The following is a 26,662-nucleotide window of genomic DNA, read 5'->3' on the forward strand; positions in this document are numbered from 1 at the left end:
AACGAATTGAAGTCGAATACAGGTAAAAGGCTGCTGCAGTATGCCTTGAAAGCCAAAGGCACATTTATTGCTGCCTTAATCATGCTGACGATTGGTGTCGCGGCTGAACTTGCCGGACCCTTTATCGCCAAATCTATGATTGATAACCATCTGCTCGCCATTGAGCAGCCATTTTACGAGACTGCTGCTTCGAAGGAAGCCGCAGTCTATCAAGGAAAAAATTATAAGCGTGAAGGGTTACTCGCACCAGACGAACCCAAAGGCGCCGAGGTTCGAGTGCTGCAGGCCGGCAAAAGCTTTTATTTTGTAAACGAGCCGGTCAGTGCCCCGGACGGCGACCGTTCCTACTCGAACGGAACCTTGACCGTGACTCGTGCGGGTGAAGTCACAGGACAGTACGCGGCAGTGCCGCTGTCTGCAGGCGAACTTTTTGCCTTTTACAAACCCGAGATGCCGAGCATCTATCAATTAATTGTGTATTATCTGATCTTCCTTGTCATCTCCGTTATTATGGAGTTCGGTAAAACCTTCTGGCTGCAGTCCTCTGCCAACAAGGTCATTCAGCGGCTTCGCAATGATGTATATGCGCACATTCAGCGGCTGCCGGTGCACTTTTTTGATAATCTGCCCGCAGGTAAGGTCGTCTCCCGGGTCACCAATGATACCGAGGCCGTTAAAGATCTTTTTGTAGCCGTGCTGTCCAACTTTTTCTCAGGTATCATTACAATAACGGGAGTGTATATTGCGCTCTTCCTGCTCGATGTACGTCTGGGTCTGATCTCCCTGTTCGTTGTACCGATGCTTATTGCGTGGATCGTATTGTATCGAAAATTTGCTACCCGTTACAACACCATCATCCGCTCACGGCTGAGTGAGATCAATGCGATTATTAACGAATCCATCCAAGGAATGTCCATCATTCGTGTATTCCGCCGCCAGAAACAGACCCGGCAGGAGTTCGAAGAATTGAACGAAGACTATATGAAACATCAGAACAAAATGCTGAACCTGAACGCATTTACCTCTCATAACCTGGTGAATGTGCTGCGGAATATCGCCTTTGCCGTGGTTCTGTGGTACTTCGGGGCAGGCGCAATCACCGGCACGAGCATTATTTCACTTGGTGTGCTGTATGCCTTTGTCGATGTTCTCGGTCGCTTGTTCCAGCCAATCATCGGTATGGTGAATCAGCTTGCGAATCTGGATTCCTCTCTGGTTTCCGCCGGGCGTGTATTTGAACTTATGGATGAAAAAGGAGAACCGGTTACGGACGGTTCCATGCCAAGATACAAAGGCAATGTTGTCTTTGACGATGTATCCTTTGCTTATAAAAAAGATTACGTGCTGAACAATATCTCGTTCAAAGCATCACAGGGTCAGACGGTGGCTCTAGTGGGTCACACCGGTTCAGGCAAAAGCTCCATCATTAACCTGCTTTTCCGGTTCTATGATCCGCAAAAAGGTAAAATTACAATCGACGGACAGAATGTCAAAGAGATACCCAAACAGTGGATTCGGGAGCATATGGGGATCGTACTGCAGGACCCTTATCTTTTCACAGGCACGATTGCTTCCAATGTCAGTCTGGGTGATGAAAAAATTTCCCGGGCACGTATTGAGCAGGCGCTGCGTGATGTGGGTGCAGAACGTATTTTGGCGCATCTGCCCCAGGGCTTTGACGAGCCTGTCGTAGAGAAAGGCAGCACGCTGTCTGCGGGACAGCGCCAGCTGATTTCGTTTGCCAGGGCACTCGCGTTTGATCCGGCGATTCTCATTCTGGACGAAGCGACCGCCAATATTGATACAGAGACGGAAGCACTGATTCAGAATGCTCTGGAGGTCCTGAAAAAAGGACGTACCACCTTCATCATTGCCCACCGCCTTTCAACCATTCGCTCCGCTGATCAGATTCTCGTTCTGCACCGCGGAAGAATCGTGGAGCAGGGTGCGCATGACGAACTGATGGAGCTGAAAGGTCGTTACTATCAGATGTATCAGCTGCAGCAGGGTGCTCAGGGCGAAGTCATCACCGATAAGTCTGCTCGTGAGGCGGATTCTTTCAGTACAGCTTCGGCATCGCTCGCAGGAGGGAATGTGTAAGAGAACTCGCACCTCTCTGGCCTGCTCCTGTACTGCTATGCTGTGCACTGACAGGAGTCTTAAAACCCAAAAAAAACGCTCTGTGCAGCAGCCTTCCGGCTGCTGTCAGAGCGTTTTTTTATGATCCTAGAGACAGATTATGAAGGGTATCTCTTCCTTATTAATTCCAGCCTTTCAGAGTATATCCCATATACATTACCGTCTCTCTGACCAGAAAAGGGATCTTGCTGCGCCAGCTGCGGTATGCTGTCGTTTCTGTCGGTGATGGAACAGCATCCATGCCAAGTTCGCTCGCCATTTTCATCGATCTCTTCATATGCAGCGGGTCGCTGACAATCGTATAAGTTCGATATCCTTCCTTCTTTCCTATTTCAAGCGAGTACAGCAGATTCTCCCGGGTTATGACTGACTTCGTTTCGATAAGAATGTGCTCTGGTCTCACGCCATGTGAGACAGCATACTGGCGTCCTACCCATGCTTCCGTGGGTGTACTGCTGTCTCTGGAGCCTCCTGTAAAGATCAGATGACGCACCGTACCGTCCTTATAGAGCCGAACAGCTTGTTCAATTCGCTCACGAAATACCGGTGACGGATTCTCCCCTTGTACCGCCGCACCCAGAACAACAGCTGCGTCCGATGGGCGGTGTGAACCTTCGTTCATGTAGGCAAGGATGCCTCCGGCTGTAAACCCTGCCCAGAAAATGATGGATAACAGGACAGCGCCTATTCCCCAATATAAGATTCGCTGCATTGGATGTTTAAGATCAGGTCTGATCAAAGGGCGGCTGCTCATTATTCCTCATCCAGTCTCTGTTCCTGAAAACTAGCGGCATGCATCCGTTCCAGAGCAGCCCATGCTGCGGCAGATTCATCCTTTAGTCCCAGTGCTGCAATCCAGGCGCTTGTATATTGCTGGAGTGTAATCTCCAGTTCCTGAGCACGCTCCTTGAAATCTTCCAGTTCCTTAATCATTCGTGTCCGTCCCTCGGGACTGAATGTTTCATGAATGCGTTCCTTGAAGTAATGATGCACGATTCGGTTTCGCTGCTGCCATAATTCATTCAATCTGGTCGTTTCTTCTTCCGAAAAAGTAAAATGGTGGCGCGCCTCATGGATAAGCTGTCCCAATGAACTGCTCATTTTCCGTTCGTACAGCTCCTCCAGTTCTTCCTCGGATACCACTTTGCCCTGAGACATCTTGGTTAACAAAATGAGATTAACCAGCTGCTGTTCCAGCGCCTGTCCATAATATACGGCCAAGCCGTAGTAGGCAAACAGTTCCTTGGAGTGTTCGCTGTCCAGCATGAAACCATCCTGGAAATCCGTGTTCTGCATATGCGAGCGCTCCTTTCATCCGTGCGTCTTGGCTGTTTCATATGACTCTATCGTAACCAAACCGCAAACAACATTCAAGCTGCCGGACAGGACAGCGCCTAACTTCGTTATTCCATGGATTTTCTTCAGGATCTGAACAAGGTCACATCCGCTCTGGAGCCTGCACGCCAAGCAAAGACAAGCTGTAAGCCAGACGTTCGGCAGTACGCGCTGCCAGTTTTACCCGAAAAGCTTTCGTGCCGGGAGGCGCGTCTGCAATTCGCTCGGCATGATAGAAGCGGTTAAACGCTTGAGCGACATCGATCGTATATTTGGCAATGACCGAAGGTTCACTGCGAAGCACTGCTTTTTCCAGATAGGATGGGTATTCAGCAAGCAGCTTCAGCAGCGCCCACGACGTATCTCCCACAGCATCCGCAGCAAGGTGATCCCTAAGATGCCTATCCAAATGTGATCCTTCAGCCTCAAGCTCTGCATTTACCTCAATGTTCTCCGCAGCAGACCCTTTCAACGGATCTGTCACCTTCTCCCGTTCATCACGCGACACATTCGCGGCTTTGGCAAGCACACTTTGAATCCGGGCATAGGTATACTGCACATAAGGCCCCGTCTCTCCTTCGAAACTCACCGCATCATCCAGCGAGAAATCGATATCATTCATGCGATTGCTGCGCAGGTCACCGAAAATAATCGCTCCCACACCAACGGCTTCAGCTACCTGTTCAGACTGTTCCAGATTCGGATTTTTATCCTGAATGATCTGCTGGGCACGCGCAACGGCTTCATCCAGCACTTCCTGCAAAAAGACAACCTTCCCCCGGCGTGTAGACATCTTCCGCCCTTCAAAGCGCATCAAGCCGAACGGAATATGTTCACAGTTGTCTGCCCATTCGTAACCCATCTTGGACAGCACCGTAAACACCTGACGGAAATGAAGTTTTTGCTCGCCGCCAACGACGTATAACAAGCGATCTGCCTGCATAATGTTCCGACGATAGATGGCTGTCGCCAAATCCCGGGTTGGATATATGGTTGTTCCATCCTTTTTTATGATCAGACATGGCGGCATATTTTCTTCATCCAACCTTACCACGAGAGCACCGTCGCTCTCCTCCAGCAGCCCTTTATCCTGCAGTTCTTCAACGACTGCACCCATCTTGTCATTATAGAAGCTTTCGCCCAGTGTATAGTCAAAATCAACATTTAATCGTTCATACATCCGGTTGAACTCCTGCATACTTACTTTTACAAAGAATGCCCATAACCGCTGAGCTTCATCATCTCCCTGTTCCAGTTTGCGGAACCATTCCCGGGCCTCCGTCTCCAGTGTCGGGTCCTGCTCCGCCTCGTCATGGAAACGAACGTACAGCTCCAGGGAATTGCGAATAGGGTCAGCCTGCAGCGCTTCTTCATTCCCCCACCGCTTATAAGCCGTAATTTGTTTGCCAAACTGAGTGCCCCAGTCCCCCAAGTGATTTACACTTATTGAGGTGTAACCCGCTTCTTGATAGAGACGATACAGCGCTGCACCAATTACAGTTGAACGCAGATGCCCGATGCCGAAAGGTTTCGCAATGTTAGGCGAGGACATGTCGATTAGTACACGCGCTCCTTGACCCAGCTGCAGTTTGCCAAATGTTTCGCTGCCCAGTTCCTGCAGCAGCTCAGGTGCCAGCACCTTCCTGTCAAAACGAATGTTCACATACGGTCCGGCAGCTGCGGCATCTGTTCCGGCAGCCTGCAGTGCAGCAGCAATCTCACCAGCAATAACAACCGGTGCCTTCTTGAGCGACTTGGCCAGTGTAAAGCAAGGAAATGCTGCGTCTCCCATCTGCTCCTGCGGCGGGATTTCCAACAATTTTAATACTTCTTCCTCTGTGAGCCCTGTGAGCGGGGCAATCTGAACTGCAGCCTGCTTCATTAACACGTGAAACACTCCTTCTCCGAATCGTATATAGTTAAAATAAAATGCAAAAAAGCTCTCGTCTCTAAAAATCAAGAGACGAGAGCTGTGTTTACAGTTCCCGCGGTACCACTCTAAGTGAATTGTCAGATGAAATGCTTAAGATGCATGTCAAAACTTACGATTCCGCTCGGTGCAAATAACGGCTGCAGGCCGGATTACCCTCAAATCCAAGATATACAATCCTGCAGGACTATATATATAGCTTCGGATAACCATCTCACGGGTGCGCTTCACTCAGGACATTCCATGCCGGCTTACACCTGCCCCGGCTCGCTGTTATGGTTGAATCTGAGCTACTCTCCCGATCATTGATACTGCTGTATTTTATTCATTGCAGATTATTATACATATCCTGGTATGCCTTGGCAACCTGATAATCTACCTGCCTGCTTGAACATGCACTTTTTCATAAAGGACATCCATAGCAAAAACCCCCTGAATGAACGAATGCAGGCGTCCGAATTCCTGCATTTCTGCTTATTCAAGGGGATCATTACTAACACCATATGTTATTTACATCTATATCCTACATGGTTAAACATGATTTCAATAACGTACAGATTAGGCCACGGCTGCCATTAAACGGCAGGCTTCAGCACATGCACGGCAGGCTTCTGCGCAGGCTTGGCAGTGGTCATGTTCGTGTTTGCCGCATTCCGCCGCACAAGCTTCACATGCTTTGACGCACAATTCACAGATTTCGCCGATAAAGTCACTTCCACGAGTCATCGCTTGTGCAGCAAATGCACATATGTCAGCACATTCGCGGTTAAGACGAATACAATCACGCAGCATAGCCAGATCATATTCTTTCAGACTTGATATGTAACATACATTGCAAGCATTCATGCACTCCAGGCAAGCATCGATACATTGTTGGTATTGTTGTTGTGTCATTTAAAGTTACCTCCCAGGCAAAGTTTGCTATGCTTCTTAATACCCATCCGGAAGGAACTTTGAACCATTACTCTTGTTTTATTGCTTCCAGTTCCAGTAACTGTTCACGAATGACAGTCTGATCAAAATGTTCACCAATGAACACGGCAACATTCGGTACTTCACCTTGCGGTGTGATCTTCATATAATCCGATTCACGATAGGCATATTGAAACCAGAACCGGCTTGCCGTATCACTAAAAGAGAGAATACCTTTTGCCCGGTAGATATCACGCGGCAAACCAGCCACAAACCGTTCAAACGCTTCGCTGTTCACCGGCTGGCTGAAATAATGCGTATATACCATCACATGTTCATGTGACGTATGAGGCCTGGAGGCAAGCTTGTGCTGAGAATCCGAAGAATTACTGTGATGTCCATGTTTATACTCATGTCCATGACTGCATCCATGTGTACGACAGGCATCTGTATGCACATGATGCTCAGCTTCATCGTTTGATTTTCCAATATCTGCACCAGACTGCTGCAGGTGAATCTCATTGCCGCTGTGAAGCAAATGTTCCATCTGCACTTCACATTTGACCGTAGGAATCACCGGGGCAAAGCCGTTCCACTTGTTCAACAGCTGTTCCAGTTCCCGCAGCTGCTCTGTTTGAACGCGATCCGTTTTATTCAAAAGAAGCACGGATGCACAGCGAATCTGTTCCTGCATCAGCTTGAATGTTTTACCCTTCTGCTCCTGATACAGACCCGACAGATGAGCTGCGTCGACCACGGTGATCAGACTTTTCAACTCCAGCCGCATATACAGCGAAGTCTCCGTTACGGCATCCAGTATTTCCATCGGATTGGCCGCACCGGTTGCCTCAATTACGATTACATCGGGCGACTCTTCCTGAACGAGGTCTGCAAGCTGCAGTCCAAGATCACCACGAACAGTGCAGCAGATGCATCCGCCTAACATTTCCGTCATAGGTACTTCCTCATCTACAATCTGCCCATCCAGATTCACTTCTCCCAGCTCATTCATCACGACAGCTGGACGAAGTCCCTGCTGCTTCCAGTATTCGATCAGTTTAACGAGCAGTGTCGTTTTGCCGCTTCCCAAAAAACCGGACAGGATATATACAGGAATGCTTTGTTTTTGCTCCTTAGCCATACTCATCTTACACACACCTTTCTGCCAATCATGCGGCCTAGCCTCAGTCTATTTAGCGAGTGTACACTATCCTGTAATTGTTGTGCAATACGCTCCCTCTGTTCCTCGATCGCAGTCGAAAACTTCATTGCCTCATTCCCATGAATGGTCTATGCTATGAGAACAAGTTATTCAAGGAGGATTTCCCCATGACCAATTCAGTTGAACAGCACCGGCAGGAGGCGCCGCAAACGACTGCCTGTATGATAGTCACGGTCTCTGACACACGTACCAAAGAAACGGACACCAGCGGTCAGCTTATACACGAGCTGCTGCATCAAGCCGGTTATAAAGTCGTGGAGTATCTCATTACACCTGACGAGACAGAACGGATTCAGAGCATCCTGCAGGAAGCTGCTGTACGGGATGATATCGAAGCCGTGCTGCTGAGCGGCGGTACGGGGATCGCTCCCCGGGACAACACGTACGAAGCTGTATCCTCTCTACTGGACAAAGAATTGCCGGGCTTCGGTGAAATATTCCGCTATCTCAGCTATACCGAGGATATTGGTTCGGCTGCCATATTAAGCCGAGCGGTTGCCGGGACAATCGGAAGAACTGCTGTGTTTTCCATGCCAGGGTCACGCGGAGCGGTCAAACTGGCCATGGAGCGTATTATTTTACCTGAGCTGCGCCATGTGATGCGTGAAATATACAAACCCGTCTGAACGATTCAGACGGGTTTGTCGCTTCCTTTTTTGCTTCCTTATTCTCGCTTACTTCCTTTATTTAACTTAACTGCGTGCCCCTCCTCTTTTATTTCGTCCAGTACATGCTGAAATACCTGAAGCACATCCTGTTCATACATATCTTTTTCCCCGCCGGACGCTGTGTAGACGAACGATACATGCCCCTTGCTGCGAATTGTCGTTCTGCCCATTACGTTTTCCAGCACCGCATTGTCTTTACGCTCGCCGTACATCTCTTCCATCTGAGCAGTCCGGGTGTCCGCATCACGGTAGATGTGTACTTTGACGATATGCCGTGCACTGCCATTTAATAAATACATGTAAGACATGCCGCCCTCGCGGTCATCCTCAAACATGTTATTCATTAGTTTAATGTTTTTGGCGGCAAAACCTGCGGTCAGCTCTCTGGCTAACGTTCCATTTAAACCGTGTCCCTGCTGTTTCGCCCTGAAGTTTCCTTCAGCCGCAGCTTCGCGTGTATAAACCTTTCGCTCCTGCTCTATGGATGCTGCCGTACAAGCTGTCAGAGACCCTACCATCACCAGCAGTACTCCACCTAATATCACGCTGCGTCTCGCTTTCCGAACAGCCGGACTCCGTTCCTTTTCATTCAAAGACATACCTATCCTTCCTTTCCATGAGCCCCAATATGGTAACTCTCTCAGGTAGAATTAGGATGTCTTGGAGGTAAACCTTTTATTCCATACACTATTCGGTCAGCATACGTACAACGCTGCGCCCTACCGCACCGCCCTGCAGTATGTTGGTTAAAGTGTGCGGCAGCTGTTTCAGCGTAATTTCCTGAACACCCAGCGCAAGAGCACGATCGGGTTTCCACTCACTCCCCAGCTTGTTCCAGATGCGTTCCCGACGTTCCATGGGACAATACACGGAGTCAATGCCAATCAGCTGAATTCCGCGCAAAATAAATGGATACACCGTCGATTCAAAATTATTTCCTCCGGTTAAGCCCGATACGGCAGCAGCTCCTCCATACTGTATCTGCTTCAAACGCTCCCCAAGTGCCGGTCCCGCTGTCGGATCGATGATTCCAGCCCACTTCTGTTTGCCCATGACCCCCTTAAGCGGAGCATCCGCTTCTTCGCGCGAGATCACTTCGGCGGCTCCCAAACTGCGAAGCAGTGCCTCTTCCTGCTGCTTTTTACCTGTGCTCGCCGTTACTTCAAAGCCCAGCTTCGCAAGAATAGCAATCGCCATGCTGCCCACCCCTCCAGTGGCACCTGTAACGAGAATTTTGCCCATTTGCGGCGTAATGCCAGCATGTAACAAAGCATCAACCGAAAGCGCCGCAGTGAATCCTGCTGTTCCAATCGCCATCGCTTCCTTCTCACTCAGTCCTTGCGGCAGAGGCACCAACCACTCACTCCGCAGACGAGCATACTCACTGTATCCACCGTAATGGGACACGCCTGGTTCAAATCCGGTACTAATTACTCGGTCACCAGGTGCAAAACGTCCGCTCACGGATTCTTCCACCGTTCCTGCCAGATCAATTCCAGGCACGATCGGGTATTCGCGAACGACACCTCCGTTTTCTTTTGACGCAAGCCCATCCTTATAATTCACACTGGAATAATGTACCTGTATGGTCACGTCACCGTTAGGCAGATCCTCCTTTTTCAACTGCTCTATATTAGCGGTTACTCTTTCTTGATCATCCTTACGTATTACATAAGCTTGAAATGGTTCTTTCATCCGGATCATCTCCTTTATTTTCGTTCGGTAAGCAGATAAAGTATCGGTCCTGCAAGCGGCAGCAGCCCTGCCCAAGCCCAGTTTGATGCTCGTCCATTCACTTTGGCATCCCGGAAGGTTGCAATCGTGGACAGCAAAGTTAGTACAACAAAATCAATCGTCATAATATGGACAAACGAAGATTCATTGAATGTTTGCTCGAAACGCTCCGGGTTCCCTAGAAGCAGCGCATAGAGCGCCGCTCCCAGTGTTAGTAACAGCAGGATCAGATGGGTCAGCCTATGTGAAGCCACTCGCGAAATGCCAGATTTGGACTGTTTCAGAGACGACAAAGAATCTGCTGATATCCCTTTTCCTAAAGGGGAGCTTAACGCAAAATAGGGCAGCAGCGCAAACGCCCCCAGACCAAAGGAAAACAAGACGAATGGCCAAGCAGGTATATGCCGGCCCTCACGCGTTTTCACCGGTTTGCGAAGTAACATGCAGGCATACACCGCCGGGAAAATACCCAGCCACGAAAAAACAGTCAGCACCCATGGTTCCTCGCTGCGCATTCTAAGCAGCTCTTTGAAAATCGGATCATTAGCGGGAGAATTTCCCGGTGCAAAAAACAATGCGTAAGCTGTGAAAGCGATCCAAATCAACCCTAGTATGTACCTCATATTGGCAGCCCCCTCTACCTTTCATCCCCTGCTGACAGGTTATTGAAACAACTCTTCTTCGCAGTCTGAATCAAAACGCTTCCTCCTCTCTCTCTTGATTTAAAGTACAGATCAGAACGTGGCGGGATTTGACGTTTCCTGCGGTTTCCCGAGAAATAATCGTTTGAATGCTGCAGCTGAGAAGTTTGGAGAAAAACATGTAAAATGAGGAGGAAGCTGCACTGCAAGCGCAAGTATATCTTAACAAACGAAGTGTACGCCTTCCTTCAGTCATTTTCTATGAAGCTGCACACATCTTGATTCGCATCGAAAGTCGTACCATATCAAAAAGGCACAAGCCCGGACTGACTGTCGGGTTATGCCTTCGTTGATTCGATATCCATTAAAGATGTTACTCTTCTGTTGATTTCACATGTTCAGCAATCAGCTTCTGTTTCATATTCCAAGCTGCCGGGCTGATGTTCACACGATAAATCTCCGGATTCAGCTTCCGCTGGTACTCAGGCCAGAAGAGATTCAGCTGCTCCTTATGGTATGCACGTATCTCATCCAGAGTAGGCAGATCATACACTTTACGTCCATTTACAAATATCGGTTCCAGCATGTTGACTGCCTCATAGCGGGTGACCGTCTTTTTCAGATATGGATGAAGCGGGTTGAACAGCTTGAGCGGACCGCCCTGAAGCGGCTGTTCCTCTTCCGGATAACAGATATAATCTGCAATGGCCTTGCCGTGCTTCGGATCAATGATGCGGAATACTTCTTTTTTACCCGGCGTAGATACCTTTTCGGGATTGGCTGATATTTTAAGCGTCGGAAGCATTTCTCCGTTCACTTCACGCTCTACCAGTTTGTATACACCGCCCAGTGAAGGCTGATCCGAAGCGGTAATCAACTGCGTACCAACACCCCATGTGTCGATCCGAGCACCTTGAGCTTTGAGGTTAAAAATGGTGTTTTCATCCAAATCATTCGAAGCTACGATTTTCACATAATGAAGTCCGGCTTCATCCAGCATCTGGCGCGCCTGAATCGATAGATACGCAAGGTCGCCGCTATCGAGACGAATCGCATTCATTTTTTTGCCCTGACTTTCCAGCCACTTGCCTGTTTTGATCGCATGAGGAACGCCGCTATTCAGCGTATCAAACGTATCTACGAGCAGTGTCACCTGATCCGGCAGTACTCTTGCGTAGGCATCGAAAGCCTCCTGCTCGCTCATGAAGCTCTGCACCCAAGAATGTGCGTGGGTACCCGCTGTGGGAATGCCGAATTGTTCACCTGCCAGCATATTAGATGTCGCATGAAAACCGGAAATATACGAAGCACGTGCACCCCAGATTGCCGCATCAGCTTCTTGTGCCCGGCGTGTTCCGAACTCAAGCAGGGTATCCCCCTGTGCTACCTGTTTAATGCGGGATGCCTTTGTCGCAATGAGGGTCTGATAATTCATGAAGTTCAGAATTGCTGTTTCCACCAGCTGCGTTTCCATAATGGTGCCTTCAACCCGAATGAGCGGTTCGTCAGGAAAAACAACTGCACCTTCCTTCATGGAATGAATCGTTCCCTGAAATGAGAACTGAAGCAATTCCTCTAGAAAGACCGGATCATAGTTCTCTGGTTGTTTGGATAAAAATTTGATGTCCTCCATGGTGAAGCGAAGCTGGCTGATATAATTTACAATGCGCTCCAATCCGGCAAATACGGCATAACCGTTGCCAAAAGGAAGCTTGCGGAAGTAGGCTTCGAAGACTGCCTTCCGTTTGTGTGTACCATTCACCCAGTGCGCATACATCATGTTGATCTGATATTTATCCGTATGTAAAGCCAGGCTTGTTGTCTGCATTTGTCTCATCCTCTCTGACTTCCGCTCGTTTTTCAGGCCACGCCTGAAAATACGGGCTTAAAGCTGATTACACCGCATTCACTGGTGACGAATCAGGCCAAAATCGTTTCGCTTGCCTTAACCACCTGCGCACCCATGCTTGAGCGAAAGTGTGAAAGTGCCCAATCATGTCCCGCGGGGTTAAAGCTCGCTACAGCATCCTCATAAATGGTAATATGAAATCCTTTGTTATAGGCATCAACCGCAGTGTGAAGTACACATATGTCCGTACATACCCCAATCAGAGCGATATCCGTTATGCCCCGTTCGCGCAGCTTTAACTCCAGGTCTGTTCCGCAGAACGCACTGTATCTGGTTTTATCCATCCAGCGAATCTCGTCCTTTCGCTTTTCCATAACCTCAGCCAGACGGCCGTACAGATGTCTTCCTTCTGTCCCCCGGATGTTGTGAGGCGGAAAAAGAACAGTCTCCGGATGGTACGGATCATTTCCTTCATGCAGGTCTACCGCCATAATCACTTCGTCTTTATTGCTGCAGTAAGCCTCTGTAATTGCCGCTACCGTCTCGTCAATCTCCACAGCGGGCTGGCCTACAGGCAGCGCACCTGTGACAAAGTCCCGTGTAAAATCAATAACAATCAATGCTTTCATCGTCCACACTCCCTCTTTTGAATGGGTTGAATGCATTAGCCAGAAATTTGCTTCTCACGCAGCGGATTGGAAATCATAAACCCTGATTTTACAAATTTCGCGTTCAACGATTGTGCGTATTACGTATAGATTGATAATCGAGGTACAAGCTCAGTGAACCGATACAGCTGTGCCGGTCGCTGGGAATATTGATTCGAGCTGACCAGATTGCCCTCATCATCGCGTACTTCCTCAACGATCCCTTTGCGACTGCGTGTGGATGTAATTTTACGAATAAAATTAGGTTCTTCAAAATCGGGTACGACGCTCTGGATCACCTGATATAATTCACTTAACGTGAAATCACGCGGCAGAAACTGTCTGGCAATCGTCGTCTCCAGCATCTGCTGTTGAATCCGTCTGTACGCATCTTCAATGATCGTTCGATGATCAAAAGCAAGTTCCAGTTCCTCCAGCGCTTCCTGGATTGTAAACAGCCCCACATCTTCAGCATCATCTGCTGCCTGACGATGTTCCAGCATCCATTCCTCTACAAGAGCAAAGAAGGCATGAGAGATAATCCATCCTCTCGGATCACGTCCCGGCTGACTGTAAACGTTCAGATATTCCAGATGTCCGCCGTCCACACCCGTTTCTTCCATCAATTCGCGCTTTGCCGCCCCGTAAATGGACTCATTCTCCTGACAGAATCCACCCGGCAAAGCCCATCTTCCTGCAAACGGCCAGCCCTTGCGTTTAATTAACATGACCTTCAACTCCCGAATCGGGAGGGTTTTGGTTACTGTCTTGCGTTCCCTCTTCGTCAGTGTGAACATGACGATATCAGCAGGAACCCCGTCCGGGGTGCGATATTTTTTGGAACTATAGTTACGTGCTTCAAGTTCATCATTCGCTGGTTCAGTATTAACGTATTTGTTATTTTCGCTCATGGGCACCACCGACTATTTTCATTTTGATAATCTCATTATGACATAATAATATCTTTTGTCAACCGTGGATTACAATGCCGCTCTTCAGACTCTCGGTTTCGCCACTCGAAATGTAGCTGTAGCCATACATCCCAAGGTTCCTGACGCGTCTCGAACCTCAGATTGAGTCGTGATGCTGCGTCCCGCCTGATGAAGCACGGTAGACGTTACCCGTAATTCACCCTGTCTCATTGGTGCAAGAAAATGTACATTGAGGTTTGTTGTAACACATCCGTCAACCTCCATGGCTGCTGCCGCGACCATGCCCATCCCCTGATCCATAAGTGAGGTCAGCACACCGCCATGAATGATCCCCATCGAGTTGGTATGCTGCTCACCTGCTGTTAGCGCGATCTGAACTTCCTGTTTGCTGCCCTTGATGTAACGGCATCCAAGGAATCCCCAAAACCGACCATCCCCGTCTTCCACCATTTTGTCCAAAATACTCATGTTTCATTTCTCCTTTGTTTCACATGTTGTCTCACGAACTCTAGATGTGATTATCAATTATTGAGTTGTCCACCGTTTTCAATTATTATGATATGCCCGCACGCTTATCCAGCGAACCCAAACCAAATAACTCCACAGCGTGGAGCCTCGCTTAAAGTACGTTCCCCATATGCCTGCGATTGCCGCTCCACTCCCTGTGTCCCATCATGTCAAAAAGGCGCGGACTGCGTCCGCACCCTTCCGTTCTTTTAACCGCAGCTGGTCGGAGGTGAATCCGTTCCCGCTTCGACGTTGACTTTTTCGGATACTGTATCTCGAATGACGGAGATGACAAGCTGAAGCAGATAATTGATGTCGCTCTGACTCTGCTGGAACTCGGTTACAAGTGGAATGCTGTCCAGTTCATTTTGCAATTCATCAATTTCCTGTTCTATCTTGCTCACCATTCCGCTGTTGTTAAAACTCTCAAAAGCAACAATTTCCTTTTGCTTCTTTTTAATTGTTGCGATCAATTGCTGAATACGCTCATGATCCCGAATTTTGGCTTCGGCCTGCTGGAACTGTTTTACTTCTTCGCTCGTACCGAGCATATCTGCCAATTCTTTGGCCTTTCCCATAATGTCGTCGCGTATGATCAGATTGCGCGTATCGTAGGTAGGCATTCCATAATGGTTGTACTGCACTTCTTCCTGCGCCACTGTGATCGCTCCATTCGTATGAGATGATTATAAGATGAGATTGCGGTTCAATAGATGTTAGGACATCTGCTCGAGCGGACGCTCCGGGTTCGGATCGTTCTTTCGATCGCTGTTATTCCCGGATTTTTTTGATCCTTTTTTCGAAAAAGGGGAAAATCCGGCGACAAAGGCGAACGCTAACGCTTCTTCAGAATCGATTCCGTTCCCTTCGCTGCTTGAGCAGCATGTCCAAACTTCACATTGAACCTTAGGAGATCTCATCTTAATAATGAGTGTTAGTCTATTACTGATTCGCAGCAACGGGCTCGGTGAGCAGGTTACCGCGAATATAAAACGTCATCGGATCGGTAATTTCCACCTGCACAAACGAACCGATCAGTTCCTTAGGCCCTTCAAAATGCACCAGCTTGTTGCTGCGCGTACGTCCAGCTAGGACGGTTGAGTTTCGTTTACTCTCGCCTTCTACAAGCACTTCAACAATCCTGCCACGCTGCTGCTCATTGCTGCGATGACTGTACTCGTTAACCGTTTCATTCAGGCGTTTCAAACGTTCTTTTTTCACTTCCATCGGTACATTATCTTCCATCACTGCTGCAGGCGTGCCTTCACGCGGAGAGTAGATGTACGTATAAGCAAAATCATAACCGACTTCGCGCACCAGCGAAAGCGTATCTTCAAACTGCTCATCTGTTTCACCAGGGAATCCTACAATAAAATCGGTTGTTAGAACCACATCTGGAATCGCAGCTTTGATTTTCGCTGCCAGATTGAGATAGTGTTCCCGGGTGTACTTACGGCTCATACGTTTGAGCACTTCTGTACTGCCCGACTGCACTGGCAGGTGAATATGCTCCACCAGATTGCCGCCTTTCGCAAGCACCTCGATCAAATGGTCATCGAAGTCGCGTGGATGGCTTGTAGTGAAACGCACACGTGGTATATCTATTTTGCGAATATCGTCCATCAAGTCTCCGAACGTATACTTCAGATCGGTAAAGTCTTTACCGTACGCATTTACATTCTGACCCAGGAGCGTGATTTCTTTGAATCCCTGTCTAGCCAGCTCTCTTACTTCTGCAATAACATCCTCTGGACGACGGCTGCGTTCTTTACCCCGAGTAAACGGTACGATGCAATATGTACAGAACTTGTCGCAACCATACATAATGTTTACCCAGCCGCGCATACCTTCCCGTTTCTTCGGCAGGTTCTCAATGATGTCGCCTTCCTTCGACCACACCTCAACAACCATCTCTTTACTGAAGAGCGCTTCCTGAATCAGATGCGGCAGACGGTGTACATTATGGGTCCCAAAGATCATGTCGACAAAACCATGTTTCTGCATGATCCGGTTAACGACGCCCTCTTCCTGAGACATACAACCACAGACGCCAAGCAATAAACCTGGATTTTCGAGTTTCAGCGCTTTGAGATGACCGAGTTCACCAAAAACCTTGTCTTCTGCATTTTCGCGAATCGCACAAGTGTTAAGCAGAATGATATCGGCCGCTTTGCGATCTTCTGTAGCTTGATATCCCATCGTCTCGAGCAGACCTTTAATCGTCTCGGAGTCATGTTCATTCATCTGACATCCATAGGTATATACGATATAATGCTTGCCTTTTCCGATCGTTTTCAATTCTTCAGGAACAGCCGTCTCATACAGAACCTGAATATCTTCCTTACCCCTTTGTTTCTCCTGACGATGGTTCGGTTCCGCTTTGATATTGATCTCACGGCCGCGAATTCTAATTTTTTTGCTGAATTCATCTTGCGAAATTACTTTGGCATCGGAGAAATCAAAATATTGGGAGTAATCCTTTTTTGAGTCTTTAGCCATTTCCTTCGGTCACTCCTTACAGCCTCTATTTCATTAAAAGCGTTCATTTCATCACAAAATACGTCCATTTCATTCTTCATACATCAAAAGAGCATTACAGCAAATTATAACATGAATTGGGCTGTAGTTCCACATGCAAACGGGGTCGCTTTCCGAATGGCCCTCGCCGCTTATATCCGCCCTCTATACAAAAAAACCTGAGCACGCTGATGGGCAGTTTAAACGAACTGCTGCTCTCAGTGTACTCAGGTGTTTTCTTACATATTGCCTTCAAGCACAGCAAACGAATACTGTACTTGAAGACGGCCTAGAGTCATTAGTCGATGATTTCAGCTGTATCGCCGTTACGGGCGCCTGCAGCATTTGCTTCATCTGTGTCGATGTGCATATCCAGCGCAAAGGAGTCGGATACACGCGCCAATACATTTTCCAATACCAGACCACGCGCTCCACCCAAACGGACTTTCAGCATTTGTTTGTCCTCAATGCCCCATTTTGCGGCATCAGACGTGTGGAAGTGAATGTGACGAGCCGCAACGATTACACCTTTGTCGATGGTAACTTCGCCAGCTGGTCCTTTAATCGTGATGCCTGGTGTGCCTTCGATGCTTCCGGATTCACGGACTGGTGCTTTTACACCGATCGCAAAAGAATCCGTCATGGAGATTTCCAGTTGTGTTTCCGGACGAACAGGTCCGAGGATACGCACTTTATCAAACTGTCCTTTGGAACCGATCACCGCAACAGTTTCGTTCGCAGCATACTGTCCGGGTTGGGACAGAGGTTTAAATTCAGTCAGTTCATAACCTTTGCCGAACAAAATGTCAACGTGCTCTTGGGATACATGAATGTGACGGGCGGATACGCCCACAGGTACTGTTTTACTCATCGTAAATTCACTCCTTGTTTATCTATGGCCTGTAGACAGGCTCTTAACAATCCAAGTGGTATTATACTCCTTTTTACTGTGAAATGAAAATAAACTTCCTGAAAATTCATGAAATACACTTATTTCAGCTAAATCATTTCCACTTTCAGGTACTCAACTTAAAAAAAGTGAGATTTATCACATCTTTCATCCTGCTTTATTTTACTTGTCTTCTCTTTCTCTTCTCTCATATTTCAAACTCATTCGTATCCACCCGCGTCCCCTCTGGCAAGTGTTCCCCGAGATAACGCATGGCATTCCCCCATAACCAGCCGCGCACCAATGTTTCGTCATAATGCTTCAGCAATATTTCTGTCAGCTTCGGATAACATCCAGCATGCTCCAGACCTTGGATTTTAGTCGAAATCCCGTCAAAATCAGATCCCATCATCAGATGATGAGCCCCGCCAAGGGAACAGATCTGCTCAATATGCGGCAGCAAATCCGTTATCCTTACCATGTTCTCTTCTTTGACAAACCAAGGCACAAACGTCAAGCCAATGCGCCCGTCCCTCGCAATGATGGCCTGAATCTGATCATCCTTTAGATTGCGTACATGCGGACATACGCTGTAGCTGTTTGAATGAGAGGCGATGAACGGGCGCTCGCTAAGATCGGCCAGTTCCCAGAAACCCTTTTCCGACAAATGAGATACGTCCAGCAGCATGCCGATCCGATTGCACAGGCTCACCAGTTCCCTGCCTTTCTCTGTCAACCCCGCACCGCGCTTCTCCATGATACCATCTGCAGCCCAGTTCGCATGATTCCACGTAAGACCAACAATCCGAACTCCCATCTGAAAGCACAATTCCAGATAGAACAGGCTGCCCTCCAGCCCGTCCACGCCCTCCAGCGTAAGCAGCCCCCATGGAGAGCCTTTTGGCTCCGTCTGCATCTTAAGTGCCTGTTCACGCCAGAGCAGTGTCTTAACCCCACTGGAGCGCTGTGCGCTGTGCGCTGCCTTATTACGATACAGTTCCAACTGCCCCACCACATGTTCAAACTTTCCTCGGCCCAGCACCTCTGGAAGATAGATCGCAAACGCCTGCAGACCCACTCCGCCCTCCTGCACACGCTGTAGGTTAACATCCAGCTCAGGAGCATCCTCAAAGGAAAGCTCAGGCCGCAGAAGCAGTTTGCTCAATGCATCACAATGAAAATCAGCTATAACCCAGTCCGTTCTCGACATACCTAACCCTCCCGCCATGTTTAATTACCCATATCTCTTATCATTCTTCGGAAAATAACGCAAAAAAACCTGTCTACTTCATTCGTAAACAGGCTCATACATACGTTTAATTCATGTATTATCTGGGCTCCACAATCAGCTTGATGGCCGTTCGGTCCTCACCGTCGATCACTATGTCTGTAAAAGCTGGAATACAAATCAGGTCAACTCCGCTTGGTGCTACAAATCCCCGGGCAATCGCTACCGCTTTAATAGCTTGGTTCAGTGCTCCCGCTCCAATTGCCTGCAGTTCAGCATTGCCGCGTTCACGAAGAACTCCTGCAAGAGCGCCGGCTACAGAGTTAGGGTTGGACTTTGCTGAAACTTTTAATACATCCATGGTAAGTACCTCCCTGGGAATGTTGAAAGTTTGTTTCCACTTACTAGATGTTATTCGCGGGAGGCAAAAAAATTCCTTCTTTTTAGCAGGGTATCCCGGCAAAATGGGACAATACCCCTATTCCATACGCCACTCGTCTTCCATTAACCGAATCTTCTCAATCTTTGTGGCCGCCCCGGTCGCTTCGTCAATATCAACGATTACGCCGTGAAAATGCCACTTGCCATCGTCTACCACAAACCGCACCGGAAGCTGGGTGTAAAATTTACGCAGCACCGCTTCACGCTCCATGCCTAGAATACCGTCACGAGGTCCAACCATGCCTGCATCAGTCAAGTATGCTGTACCTCCAGGCAAAATCCGTTCGTCGTTGCTCTGCACATGGGTATGTGTACCTACAACAAAGGATGCGCGTCCATCCAGGTGCCAGCCCATGGCAATCTTTTCGGACGTTGCTTCCGCATGCATATCTACGAGAATGCACTTGTAGTCCCTGCGCAGCTCATCCACAATTTCATCCGCTGCGCGAAAAGGACAATCAATTGCAGGCAAAAATGTTCTGCCCTGCAGATTAACGATCGCAAGTTCCCTGCCTTCGCCCTTAACCACGGTATAGCCGCGTCCAGGTGTACCTGGCGGAAAATTCGCCGGTCTGATCATACGTGGTTCATCATCTATAAAATCAAAAATATCCTTATTGTCCCATGTATGATTGCCAAGTGTGATACCATGCACACCCCAGTTAAAAAATTCATTGGCAATCGCGCCCGTTATACCGCGTCCTGCTGCTGCATTTTCACCATTTACGATGATCACATGTGGTTTATATTTTGATTTCAGGTATGGCAAATTTTCTTTGAGTGCTTTACGTCCTACATTACCTACAATATCACCAATAAACAAAACTTTCATGAACTGCTGCCTCCTCAATGCCTGCATGGCTTATGAACAGGAAAAGTGGCCCACTGAAGCGGCCACTTTTCCAAAATACTCTATTTTGCGTATTCAACTGCCCGGGTCTCCCGGATTACAGTGACTTTGATATGACCTGGATAATCAAGTTCATTCTCAATCATCTTGGTGATGTCACGTGCGAGGCGGAAGGCTTCAGCATCATCGATCTTCTCAGGCTGTACCATAACGCGAACCTCGCGTCCTGCCTGAATGGCGTACGATTTCTCGACGCCTTCGAAAGATTCCGAAATCTCTTCCAGCTTCTCCAGTCGTTTGATATACGTCTCCAGTGTTTCGCGACGAGCGCCTGGACGTGCTGCCGACAGCGCATCCGCTGCACCAACCAGCATCGCAATAACCGAAGTTGCCTCGCAGTCCCCGTGATGGGAAGCGATACTGTTGATAACCACTGGGTGTTCTTTGTATTTCTTCGCCAGCTCCACGCCGATTTCGACGTGTGATCCTTCCACTTCGTGATCCAGCGCTTTACCGATGTCATGCAGCAGCCCTGCACGTCTTGCCAAAGTTACGTCTTCTCCAAGTTCTCCAGCCATCAGTCCTGCCAGATAAGCGACTTCCATCGAATGTTTCAAGACGTTCTGACCGTAACTTGTACGGAACTTCAGGCGGCCCAGAATCTTGATGAGATCCGGGTGCAGACCATGCACGCCCACTTCAAAGGTAGCTTGTTCACCGTATTCACGGATACGCTCGTCCACTTCTTTACGGGATTTCTCCACCATTTCTTCAATACGCGCCGGGTGAATCCGTCCATCCGCCACCAGTTTCTCCAGTGCGGTACGGGCAATCTCACGACGAATCGGGTCAAAGCCCGACAGAATAACAGCTTCTGGCGTATCATCAATAATGAGGTCAATCCCTGTAAGGGTTTCAAGCGCACGGATGTTACGTCCTTCACGACCGATGATCCGGCCTTTCATTTCTTCATTAGGCAGCGTGACAACAGATACGGTTGTCTCCGCTACATGGTCAGCCGCACAGCGCTGGATTGCGAGAGTAATGATCTCGCGGGACTTTTTGTCCGCTTCTTCCTTCGCCTGCTGTTCAATGTCCTTGATCATTTGAGCCGTCTCATGACGGACTTCCTGTTCTACGTTGGACAGTATGATACTGCGTGCGTCTTCCATCGTGAGATTGGAGATTCGTTCAAGCTCCGTCACCTGGTTTTTGTAGATCATTTCGATCTGCTGCTGTGTTTCATCAATACGTTTCTCTTTGTTAGCCACTTGCTCTTCTTTACGTTCGAGTGATTCCAATTTTTTATCCAGCGACTCTTCTTTTTGCAGCAATCGTCTCTCTTGTCGTTGAATTTCGTTCCGACGTTCACGAGTGTCTTTTTCAGCTTCAGCGCGAATACGATGGATTTCATCCTTCGCTTCCAGCACTGTTTCTTTCTTCAGTGCCTCTGCCTCTTTCTTCGCGTTCTCCACGATTTGTACGGCAGCTTGTTCCGCACTTGAGATCTTAGCCTCTGCAAGAGATTTGCGAATAAAATATCCGACTCCGAACCCAATAACGAGCGCGGCCACAACGAGAACGATCGTGATAAAGATGTCCATACTGTTCACCTCCTCGTTGGTTCCTCCAAGGCACGCCTTGGGTCATTTGCTGTTTTCATACCTTACATATGTTTGGGAATAACGAATACTCACGGCGATCCCCCGCCGATTTTCATTTCACATGTACATGACTACATGTACTATTCACTGTTTCCAGTGAACCCATAATCAGGAATGGTATAAATCCGCAGAAACCGAAACCGCTTTTTTGGAAGGAAAAAGGGTTGTCCTTTTCTTACAGACTCATGTCCATTTTAGTATTTGACGAAAGAAATTGTCAAGAGAATGCAGTATGTTAGTCTTCTCGTCTAGTCCCATAACAAGGCTTCGTCATCTTCAGCGTCTTCCGCTCCATCTTCTTCTATTAAACGATTTACAACCCGGCGCACCAGTTCCATGCTAAAACCGCGCCGCATCAAGTAAGGGAACGTTTTACGTTTCTTCTCCTGCACGTCTCCCCGGACCTGTTTCCATTTTTTACGGCCCGCTGTTAATGCAGTGTCCAATTCTGCATCTGCACTCACATCGTCCAGCACCTCTGCAATGAGATCATTAGCGATGCCCTTTTGACGCAGTTCCTGCCTTATCCACAGTTTTCCCTTCCGCTGGCCCTCCATACGCTGTCTCGTCCATTCCTTAGCAAACAGATCATCATCTATGAGTTTTTCCTGTTCAAGCCTGTCCAAAACCTCTTCAATGATCGGTGCCGCGAATTCCTTTTGCTTGAGCTTCTGGCTCAATTCATGCCGGGTACGCTGCTTAAACTCCAAAAAACGTAAGGACTGCACGTACGTTCGCTGACGCTCATCAGCAACAACGATTTCCTCAAGGTCCTTCTTAAGAAAAACCGTGCCGCGTGTCATCCTGTACTTAATCATTACATCTTCCAGAACTGTAATGGAATAAATGCCAAATGAAATGCGGTACCGGGCTTCTCTGCTCTTGGTACGCTCTACCCGGGTAATTACAAGTTCTTCATCATCCGGAAATTGCGAGATGCCGTCTGATGCTGCGTGCTCATGAAGTTCTTCGTCGTGTTCATCATATTCTTGCTGACTTTGGTGAGGCCTCATTACAAACTTCACGCTCCCCGTTATATTTTGATCTTTACAGCTTACTATGGCATAGATGCTAACAGCCTCTGTCCGGAATGGACAGAGGCTGTTTAATTCGCTTCGCGAGAAACCGATCCTATTCAGCTAGATAAGCTTCAACACCTGTTTATTACAAGCGTAAGGACAGGCCAGAAGGCAGGAATCTGCCTCCGGACAGAAGATTACTCATTGATTTCAAATAATTCCTGTTCCTCAGCCGCTTCTTTTTCTTGTTCTTCACTAGTCGGTGCAGGAACAGCAGTTGTCAAATTGCTGGCCTCACGAATTTTCTGTTCAATGATATCAGCAATCTCTTTATGTTCTTTCATGAACTGCTTCGCATTCTCACGGCCTTGACCTAAACGTTCACCTTCGTATGAATACCAAGCACCACTTTTGTTTACGATGTCCAGATCTGTACCGATATCAATGATACTTCCCTCTTTGGAAATACCTTCACCATACATAATATCAACTTCCGCTTGTTTAAACGGAGGTGCAACTTTGTTTTTAACAACTTTAATACGCGTACGGTTACCCGTAATGTCATTACCTGACTTAATGCTCTCAATACGGCGCACATCCAGTCGGACGGTAGAATAGAACTTCAATGCACGACCACCTGGTGTGGTTTCCGGGTTACCAAACATTACGCCAACTTTTTCACGAAGCTGGTTAATGAAGATGGCAATCGTTTTGGATTTGCTGATTGCACCGGACAATTTACGCAGCGCCTGAGACATCAGACGTGCCTGCAAACCTACGTGGGAATCGCCCATCTCTCCTTCAATCTCTGCTTTTGGTACGAGAGCAGCTACGGAGTCAATAACGATGATATCTACTGCACCACTGCGTACAAGAGCTTCGGCGATCTCCAGTCCCTGCTCGCCTGTATCTGGCTGAGACAAGAGCAATTCGTCAATATTAACGCCCAGTTTGCTTGCATAGTTCGGATCCAGTGCATGCTCGGCATCAATAAATGCAGCTTGTCCACCTACACGTTGAACTTCAGCAATGGCATGCAGTGCCACCGTAGTTTTACCTGAAGATTCAGGTCCATATATTTCAACAATACGGCCTTTTGGTAAGCCGCCTGTTCCTAATGCAATATCCAAAGCCAACGATCCGCTGGGAATAATTTCTACATTCATGTGAGTCGACTCACCCAGTTTCATGATGGAACCTTTACCAAATTGCTTCTCTATTTGACGGAGCGCCATATCAAGCGCAGCACGACGGTCTGACAATAAACTCACACCCTTTACTGTTTATAATGTAATGATACCTTGTTTTAACTCGTTTGCCAAGCTTTTTTTCGAACATACATTCGTTTTTTTGTCCAGGCAGAGGCGCCTCTTCCTCATTGAAATCGATAAAAAAATAGAAAAAGAACCGTAAACAGGGCTGTTAAGCCACATTTTACGGTTCTTCCGTCTTCGTTCATTATACTTCGTTAATTAATCAATTGCAATCTGCTTCACACCGCTTAATCGATAGCCACTAATTTTTGCCATAAACGATACAGAATCGCCTTTGCCGAACGAATACGAACCGTTTCCCGGTTACCGTTAATCCGCAGCTCATGAATTTCAGTATCCTTCCCGCGCTCAGCCAAAGCTATAAACACAAGACCCGGCGGTTTGCGCTCTGAATATCCTGGACCGGCTACCCCGGTTACTGCCAGCCCGAAGTCGGCATCGCCGATCATGCGGACCTGCTCAGCAAGCACTTTTGCCACTTCTGGACTAACCGCGCCCGGTGCATCTTCACCTTCAAGATAACTGTGCGGAACATTGAGCAGCTTTTCTTTGATCTCATTGGAGTAACAGACGATGCCGCCTTTCAGCATCGAGGCACTTCCAGGGACGGAAGTGAGGCTCTGCATCACGAGCCCTCCAGTACAGCTTTCCGCCGCACTCAAGGTCAGACCCATATCAGACATCATTGTCACAATCGTGTATTCAATCGGTACATCCTCGTTGGCGTAGAGGTGTTCAGACAACCGTTCGCGAATCTGGACTTCCATGGCATCGAGCTTCAGTTTCGCTTCTCCTTCGCTTGGAGCCTTTGTAGAGACGCGTACCGTCACTTCACCTTCACTCGCGTAAGGAGCAATCGTAGGGTCTGTCTGCCCGTCAATCAGGTCAAGCAGTCGATCCTCCAGAGCAGACTCCCCAATACCTGCGAATTTCAGCATACGAGAATAAATCGGCATCTCTTCTGTAAGAGCATGCTGGAACAGCCAAGGCTTGACTTCCTGCTCAAACATCGGAATAAGCTCTTTGGGCGGCCCAGGCATCACAACATAATATTTATCGTTATCCGCAATCGCGTTGCCTGCAGCAAGTCCGGTTTCATTCGCCAGAGGCGTTCCACCCTCAAGCACAATGGCTTGACGTCGATTATTCTCCGTCATTTCAACATTCCGATCCCGGAAGAAACCTTCTATTTTGTCCATAGCCATACGATCAATATGGAGCTTTCGATTCAATACAGCGGCCAGTGCATCTTTGGTCAGATCATCCTGGGTCGGGCCAATGCCTCCGGAAAATAAAATAATGTCTGCACGTCCCTGCGCGATGCGTATCGCTTCACTGAGCCGATTCAGATTATCCCCGACTACCGTCTGAAAATATACGTCAATCCCCATTGCAGCTAGTTCCCGGGAAAGATATCTGGCGTTCGTATTCACGATTTGTCCCAGCAGCAGCTCTGTCCCAACTGCGATAATCTCTGCTTTCATTTCAGCTTCCTCCTGTGCACTTGTTGAGTAGTCAAAGGGCAATAGGATAAGCTCCTATTGCCCTTTGACCCGATAAGTCTTTCATCATTACCCGTTTAAGCATAATTCATTACGCTTTTGATAAATGAAGCAAATTTTTGTTTTTGATAAAGTAGTCAATTCCCGACCAGATGGTGATCAGAGCCGCTGCCCATACTGCAATCTCGTCGACATGAACGCCTGTGTATGAAAACGGAAAATTGTTCAGCAGCAGCAAAACAATCGCTATAATCTGCACGAATGTCTTCAGTTTGCCCCAGGCACTTGCGGCAACAACCGAACCGTCCAGCAGAGCAATCTGACGCAGACCGGTCACGGCAAATTCACGGCTGATAATAACAACTGCAATCCATGAATCCAGCTTGCCCATCTGAACCAATGAAATCAGAACGGCGGTAACCAGCAGCTTGTCGGCGAGCGGGTCCAGCAGTTTGCCCAAATTGGTGACCATATTGTTTTTCCTTGCAAGATAGCCGTCTATTCCATCCGTGCTTGCAGCAACGATAAAAATAAGAGCAGCAATTAACTGATTATACGGAAGCACAAAGCTCCCAAGATGTAACGGCTCTGGATAAAACGGAAAATCCACAAGCAGGAACACCATCAAAAAAGGGATTAAGCAAATTCGTGCAAGCGTAATCCGGTTGGGTAAATTCACAAGACGCCCTCCCTTTGTATCTCCATTACTTCAAACCTTCATCTTAATCCCGTATTCATCATCTAAAGCAAGTGATGAACGTT

Annotated in this window: 25 protein-coding genes and 1 other annotated feature; of the genes, 2 read left to right on the top strand and 23 right to left on the bottom strand. The window is 48.0% G+C overall.

The genetic code is table 11. From position 1 onward, the window contains the following. The first annotated feature begins 6 nt into the window (after positions 1-6). A complete protein-coding gene (locus tag ABXS70_RS14650; protein ID WP_342555545.1) occupies positions 7-2,100 on the top strand; it encodes an ABC transporter ATP-binding protein in 2,094 nt (697 codons plus the stop codon). A 160-nt stretch (positions 2,101-2,260) separates the two neighbouring features. On the opposite strand, the gene ABXS70_RS14655 is transcribed toward ABXS70_RS14650, so the two are convergent. The 5 genes from ABXS70_RS14655 to ABXS70_RS14675 form a co-directional block, all read right to left on the bottom strand. Then, positions 2,261-2,893 carry a YdcF family protein gene (locus tag ABXS70_RS14655; protein WP_366288793.1) on the bottom strand — a complete coding sequence of 211 codons (633 nt, stop codon included), beginning with the start codon at positions 2,891-2,893 and terminating at the stop codon, positions 2,261-2,263. Then, complete coding sequence (locus ABXS70_RS14660; RefSeq protein ID WP_342555543.1) at positions 2,893-3,435, bottom strand: hypothetical protein; 543 nt, start codon at positions 3,433-3,435, stop codon at positions 2,893-2,895. The genes ABXS70_RS14655 and ABXS70_RS14660 overlap by 1 nt, the downstream gene beginning before the upstream one ends. A gap of 142 nt (positions 3,436-3,577) precedes the next feature. After that, positions 3,578-5,356 (bottom strand): arginine--tRNA ligase, encoded by a 1,779-nt coding sequence (gene argS, locus ABXS70_RS14665; protein ID WP_342556303.1) that lies wholly within the window; start codon positions 5,354-5,356, stop codon positions 3,578-3,580. A gap of 74 nt (positions 5,357-5,430) precedes the next feature. Then, positions 5,431-5,719 (bottom strand) — a binding site (T-box leader). Between the two features lie 243 nt (positions 5,720-5,962). Then, entirely contained in the window at positions 5,963-6,298 is a 336-nt protein-coding gene (locus ABXS70_RS14670) for a four-helix bundle copper-binding protein (protein WP_342555542.1), read from the bottom strand. Between the two features lie 67 nt (positions 6,299-6,365). Next, positions 6,366-7,463, bottom strand: a complete 1,098-nt coding sequence (locus ABXS70_RS14675) for a GTP-binding protein (protein ID WP_342555541.1) — start codon at positions 7,461-7,463, stop codon at positions 6,366-6,368. Between the two features lie 182 nt (positions 7,464-7,645). Between ABXS70_RS14675 and ABXS70_RS14680 the strand changes: the two genes are divergently transcribed. Then, the gene (locus ABXS70_RS14680) at positions 7,646-8,164 is read left to right on the top strand and encodes a molybdenum cofactor biosynthesis protein B (protein WP_342555540.1); all 519 of its coding nucleotides are present in this window, start codon (positions 7,646-7,648) and stop codon (positions 8,162-8,164) included. A gap of 38 nt (positions 8,165-8,202) precedes the next feature. Here ABXS70_RS14680 and ABXS70_RS14685 read toward each other — a convergent pair whose 3' ends face one another. The 18 genes from ABXS70_RS14685 to pgsA form a co-directional block, all read right to left on the bottom strand. Beyond that, positions 8,203-8,805 (bottom strand): hypothetical protein, encoded by a 603-nt coding sequence (locus ABXS70_RS14685; RefSeq protein WP_366288798.1) that lies wholly within the window; start codon positions 8,803-8,805, stop codon positions 8,203-8,205. An 88-nt stretch (positions 8,806-8,893) separates the two neighbouring features. Further along, positions 8,894-9,901 (bottom strand): acryloyl-CoA reductase, encoded by a 1,008-nt coding sequence (locus tag ABXS70_RS14690; RefSeq protein ID WP_342555538.1) that lies wholly within the window; start codon positions 9,899-9,901, stop codon positions 8,894-8,896. Positions 9,902-9,915: 14 nt separating this feature from the next. Further along, a complete protein-coding gene (locus ABXS70_RS14695; protein WP_342555537.1) occupies positions 9,916-10,563 on the bottom strand; it encodes a hypothetical protein in 648 nt (215 codons plus the stop codon). Positions 10,564-10,954: 391 nt separating this feature from the next. Beyond that, positions 10,955-12,409, bottom strand: coding sequence for a nicotinate phosphoribosyltransferase (locus tag ABXS70_RS14700; protein ID WP_342555536.1), 1,455 nt, complete (start codon positions 12,407-12,409; stop codon positions 10,955-10,957). A gap of 92 nt (positions 12,410-12,501) precedes the next feature. Beyond that, positions 12,502-13,059 carry an isochorismatase family cysteine hydrolase gene (locus ABXS70_RS14705; protein ID WP_342555535.1) on the bottom strand — a complete coding sequence of 186 codons (558 nt, stop codon included), beginning with the start codon at positions 13,057-13,059 and terminating at the stop codon, positions 12,502-12,504. Between the two features lie 119 nt (positions 13,060-13,178). After that, positions 13,179-13,988 carry an NUDIX domain-containing protein gene (locus ABXS70_RS14710; RefSeq protein WP_342555534.1) on the bottom strand — a complete coding sequence of 270 codons (810 nt, stop codon included), beginning with the start codon at positions 13,986-13,988 and terminating at the stop codon, positions 13,179-13,181. 84 nt (positions 13,989-14,072) lie between these two features. Beyond that, positions 14,073-14,477 (bottom strand): PaaI family thioesterase, encoded by a 405-nt coding sequence (locus tag ABXS70_RS14715; protein ID WP_342555533.1) that lies wholly within the window; start codon positions 14,475-14,477, stop codon positions 14,073-14,075. Between the two features lie 248 nt (positions 14,478-14,725). Next, complete coding sequence (locus tag ABXS70_RS14720) at positions 14,726-15,175, bottom strand: YlbF family regulator (protein ID WP_342555532.1); 450 nt, start codon at positions 15,173-15,175, stop codon at positions 14,726-14,728. Between the two features lie 283 nt (positions 15,176-15,458). Then, complete coding sequence (miaB, locus tag ABXS70_RS14725) at positions 15,459-17,015, bottom strand: tRNA (N6-isopentenyl adenosine(37)-C2)-methylthiotransferase MiaB (RefSeq protein WP_342555531.1); 1,557 nt, start codon at positions 17,013-17,015, stop codon at positions 15,459-15,461. 316 nt (positions 17,016-17,331) lie between these two features. After that, positions 17,332-17,904, bottom strand: a complete 573-nt coding sequence (locus ABXS70_RS14730; protein ID WP_110893030.1) for a phosphate propanoyltransferase — start codon at positions 17,902-17,904, stop codon at positions 17,332-17,334. Positions 17,905-18,130: 226 nt separating this feature from the next. Then, on the bottom strand, positions 18,131-19,132 hold the full coding sequence (locus ABXS70_RS14735) for a dipeptidase (RefSeq protein WP_342555530.1): 1,002 nt from the start codon (positions 19,130-19,132) through the stop codon (positions 18,131-18,133). A gap of 118 nt (positions 19,133-19,250) precedes the next feature. Next, positions 19,251-19,511 (bottom strand): stage V sporulation protein S, encoded by a 261-nt coding sequence (locus ABXS70_RS14740; protein WP_007430104.1) that lies wholly within the window; start codon positions 19,509-19,511, stop codon positions 19,251-19,253. 117 nt (positions 19,512-19,628) lie between these two features. Next, positions 19,629-20,423, bottom strand: a complete 795-nt coding sequence (locus ABXS70_RS14745) for a TIGR00282 family metallophosphoesterase (RefSeq protein WP_342555529.1) — start codon at positions 20,421-20,423, stop codon at positions 19,629-19,631. Positions 20,424-20,503: 80 nt separating this feature from the next. After that, the gene (gene rny / locus ABXS70_RS14750; RefSeq protein ID WP_342555528.1) at positions 20,504-22,045 is read right to left on the bottom strand and encodes a ribonuclease Y; all 1,542 of its coding nucleotides are present in this window, start codon (positions 22,043-22,045) and stop codon (positions 20,504-20,506) included. A 308-nt stretch (positions 22,046-22,353) separates the two neighbouring features. Beyond that, complete coding sequence (locus tag ABXS70_RS14755) at positions 22,354-23,118, bottom strand: RecX family transcriptional regulator (protein WP_342555527.1); 765 nt, start codon at positions 23,116-23,118, stop codon at positions 22,354-22,356. Positions 23,119-23,321: 203 nt separating this feature from the next. Then, the gene (gene recA / locus ABXS70_RS14760) at positions 23,322-24,386 is read right to left on the bottom strand and encodes a recombinase RecA (RefSeq protein ID WP_342555526.1); all 1,065 of its coding nucleotides are present in this window, start codon (positions 24,384-24,386) and stop codon (positions 23,322-23,324) included. Between the two features lie 239 nt (positions 24,387-24,625). After that, positions 24,626-25,882, bottom strand: a complete 1,257-nt coding sequence (locus tag ABXS70_RS14765) for a competence/damage-inducible protein A (protein WP_342555525.1) — start codon at positions 25,880-25,882, stop codon at positions 24,626-24,628. Positions 25,883-25,991: 109 nt separating this feature from the next. Continuing rightward, a complete protein-coding gene (pgsA, locus tag ABXS70_RS14770) occupies positions 25,992-26,579 on the bottom strand; it encodes a CDP-diacylglycerol--glycerol-3-phosphate 3-phosphatidyltransferase (RefSeq protein ID WP_342555524.1) in 588 nt (195 codons plus the stop codon). Positions 26,580-26,662 lie beyond the last annotated feature (83 nt).

Origin of the sequence: Paenibacillus sp. AN1007, assembly GCF_040702995.1 — a bacterium.
Taxonomy (GTDB): Bacteria; Bacillota; Bacilli; order Paenibacillales; family Paenibacillaceae; genus Paenibacillus.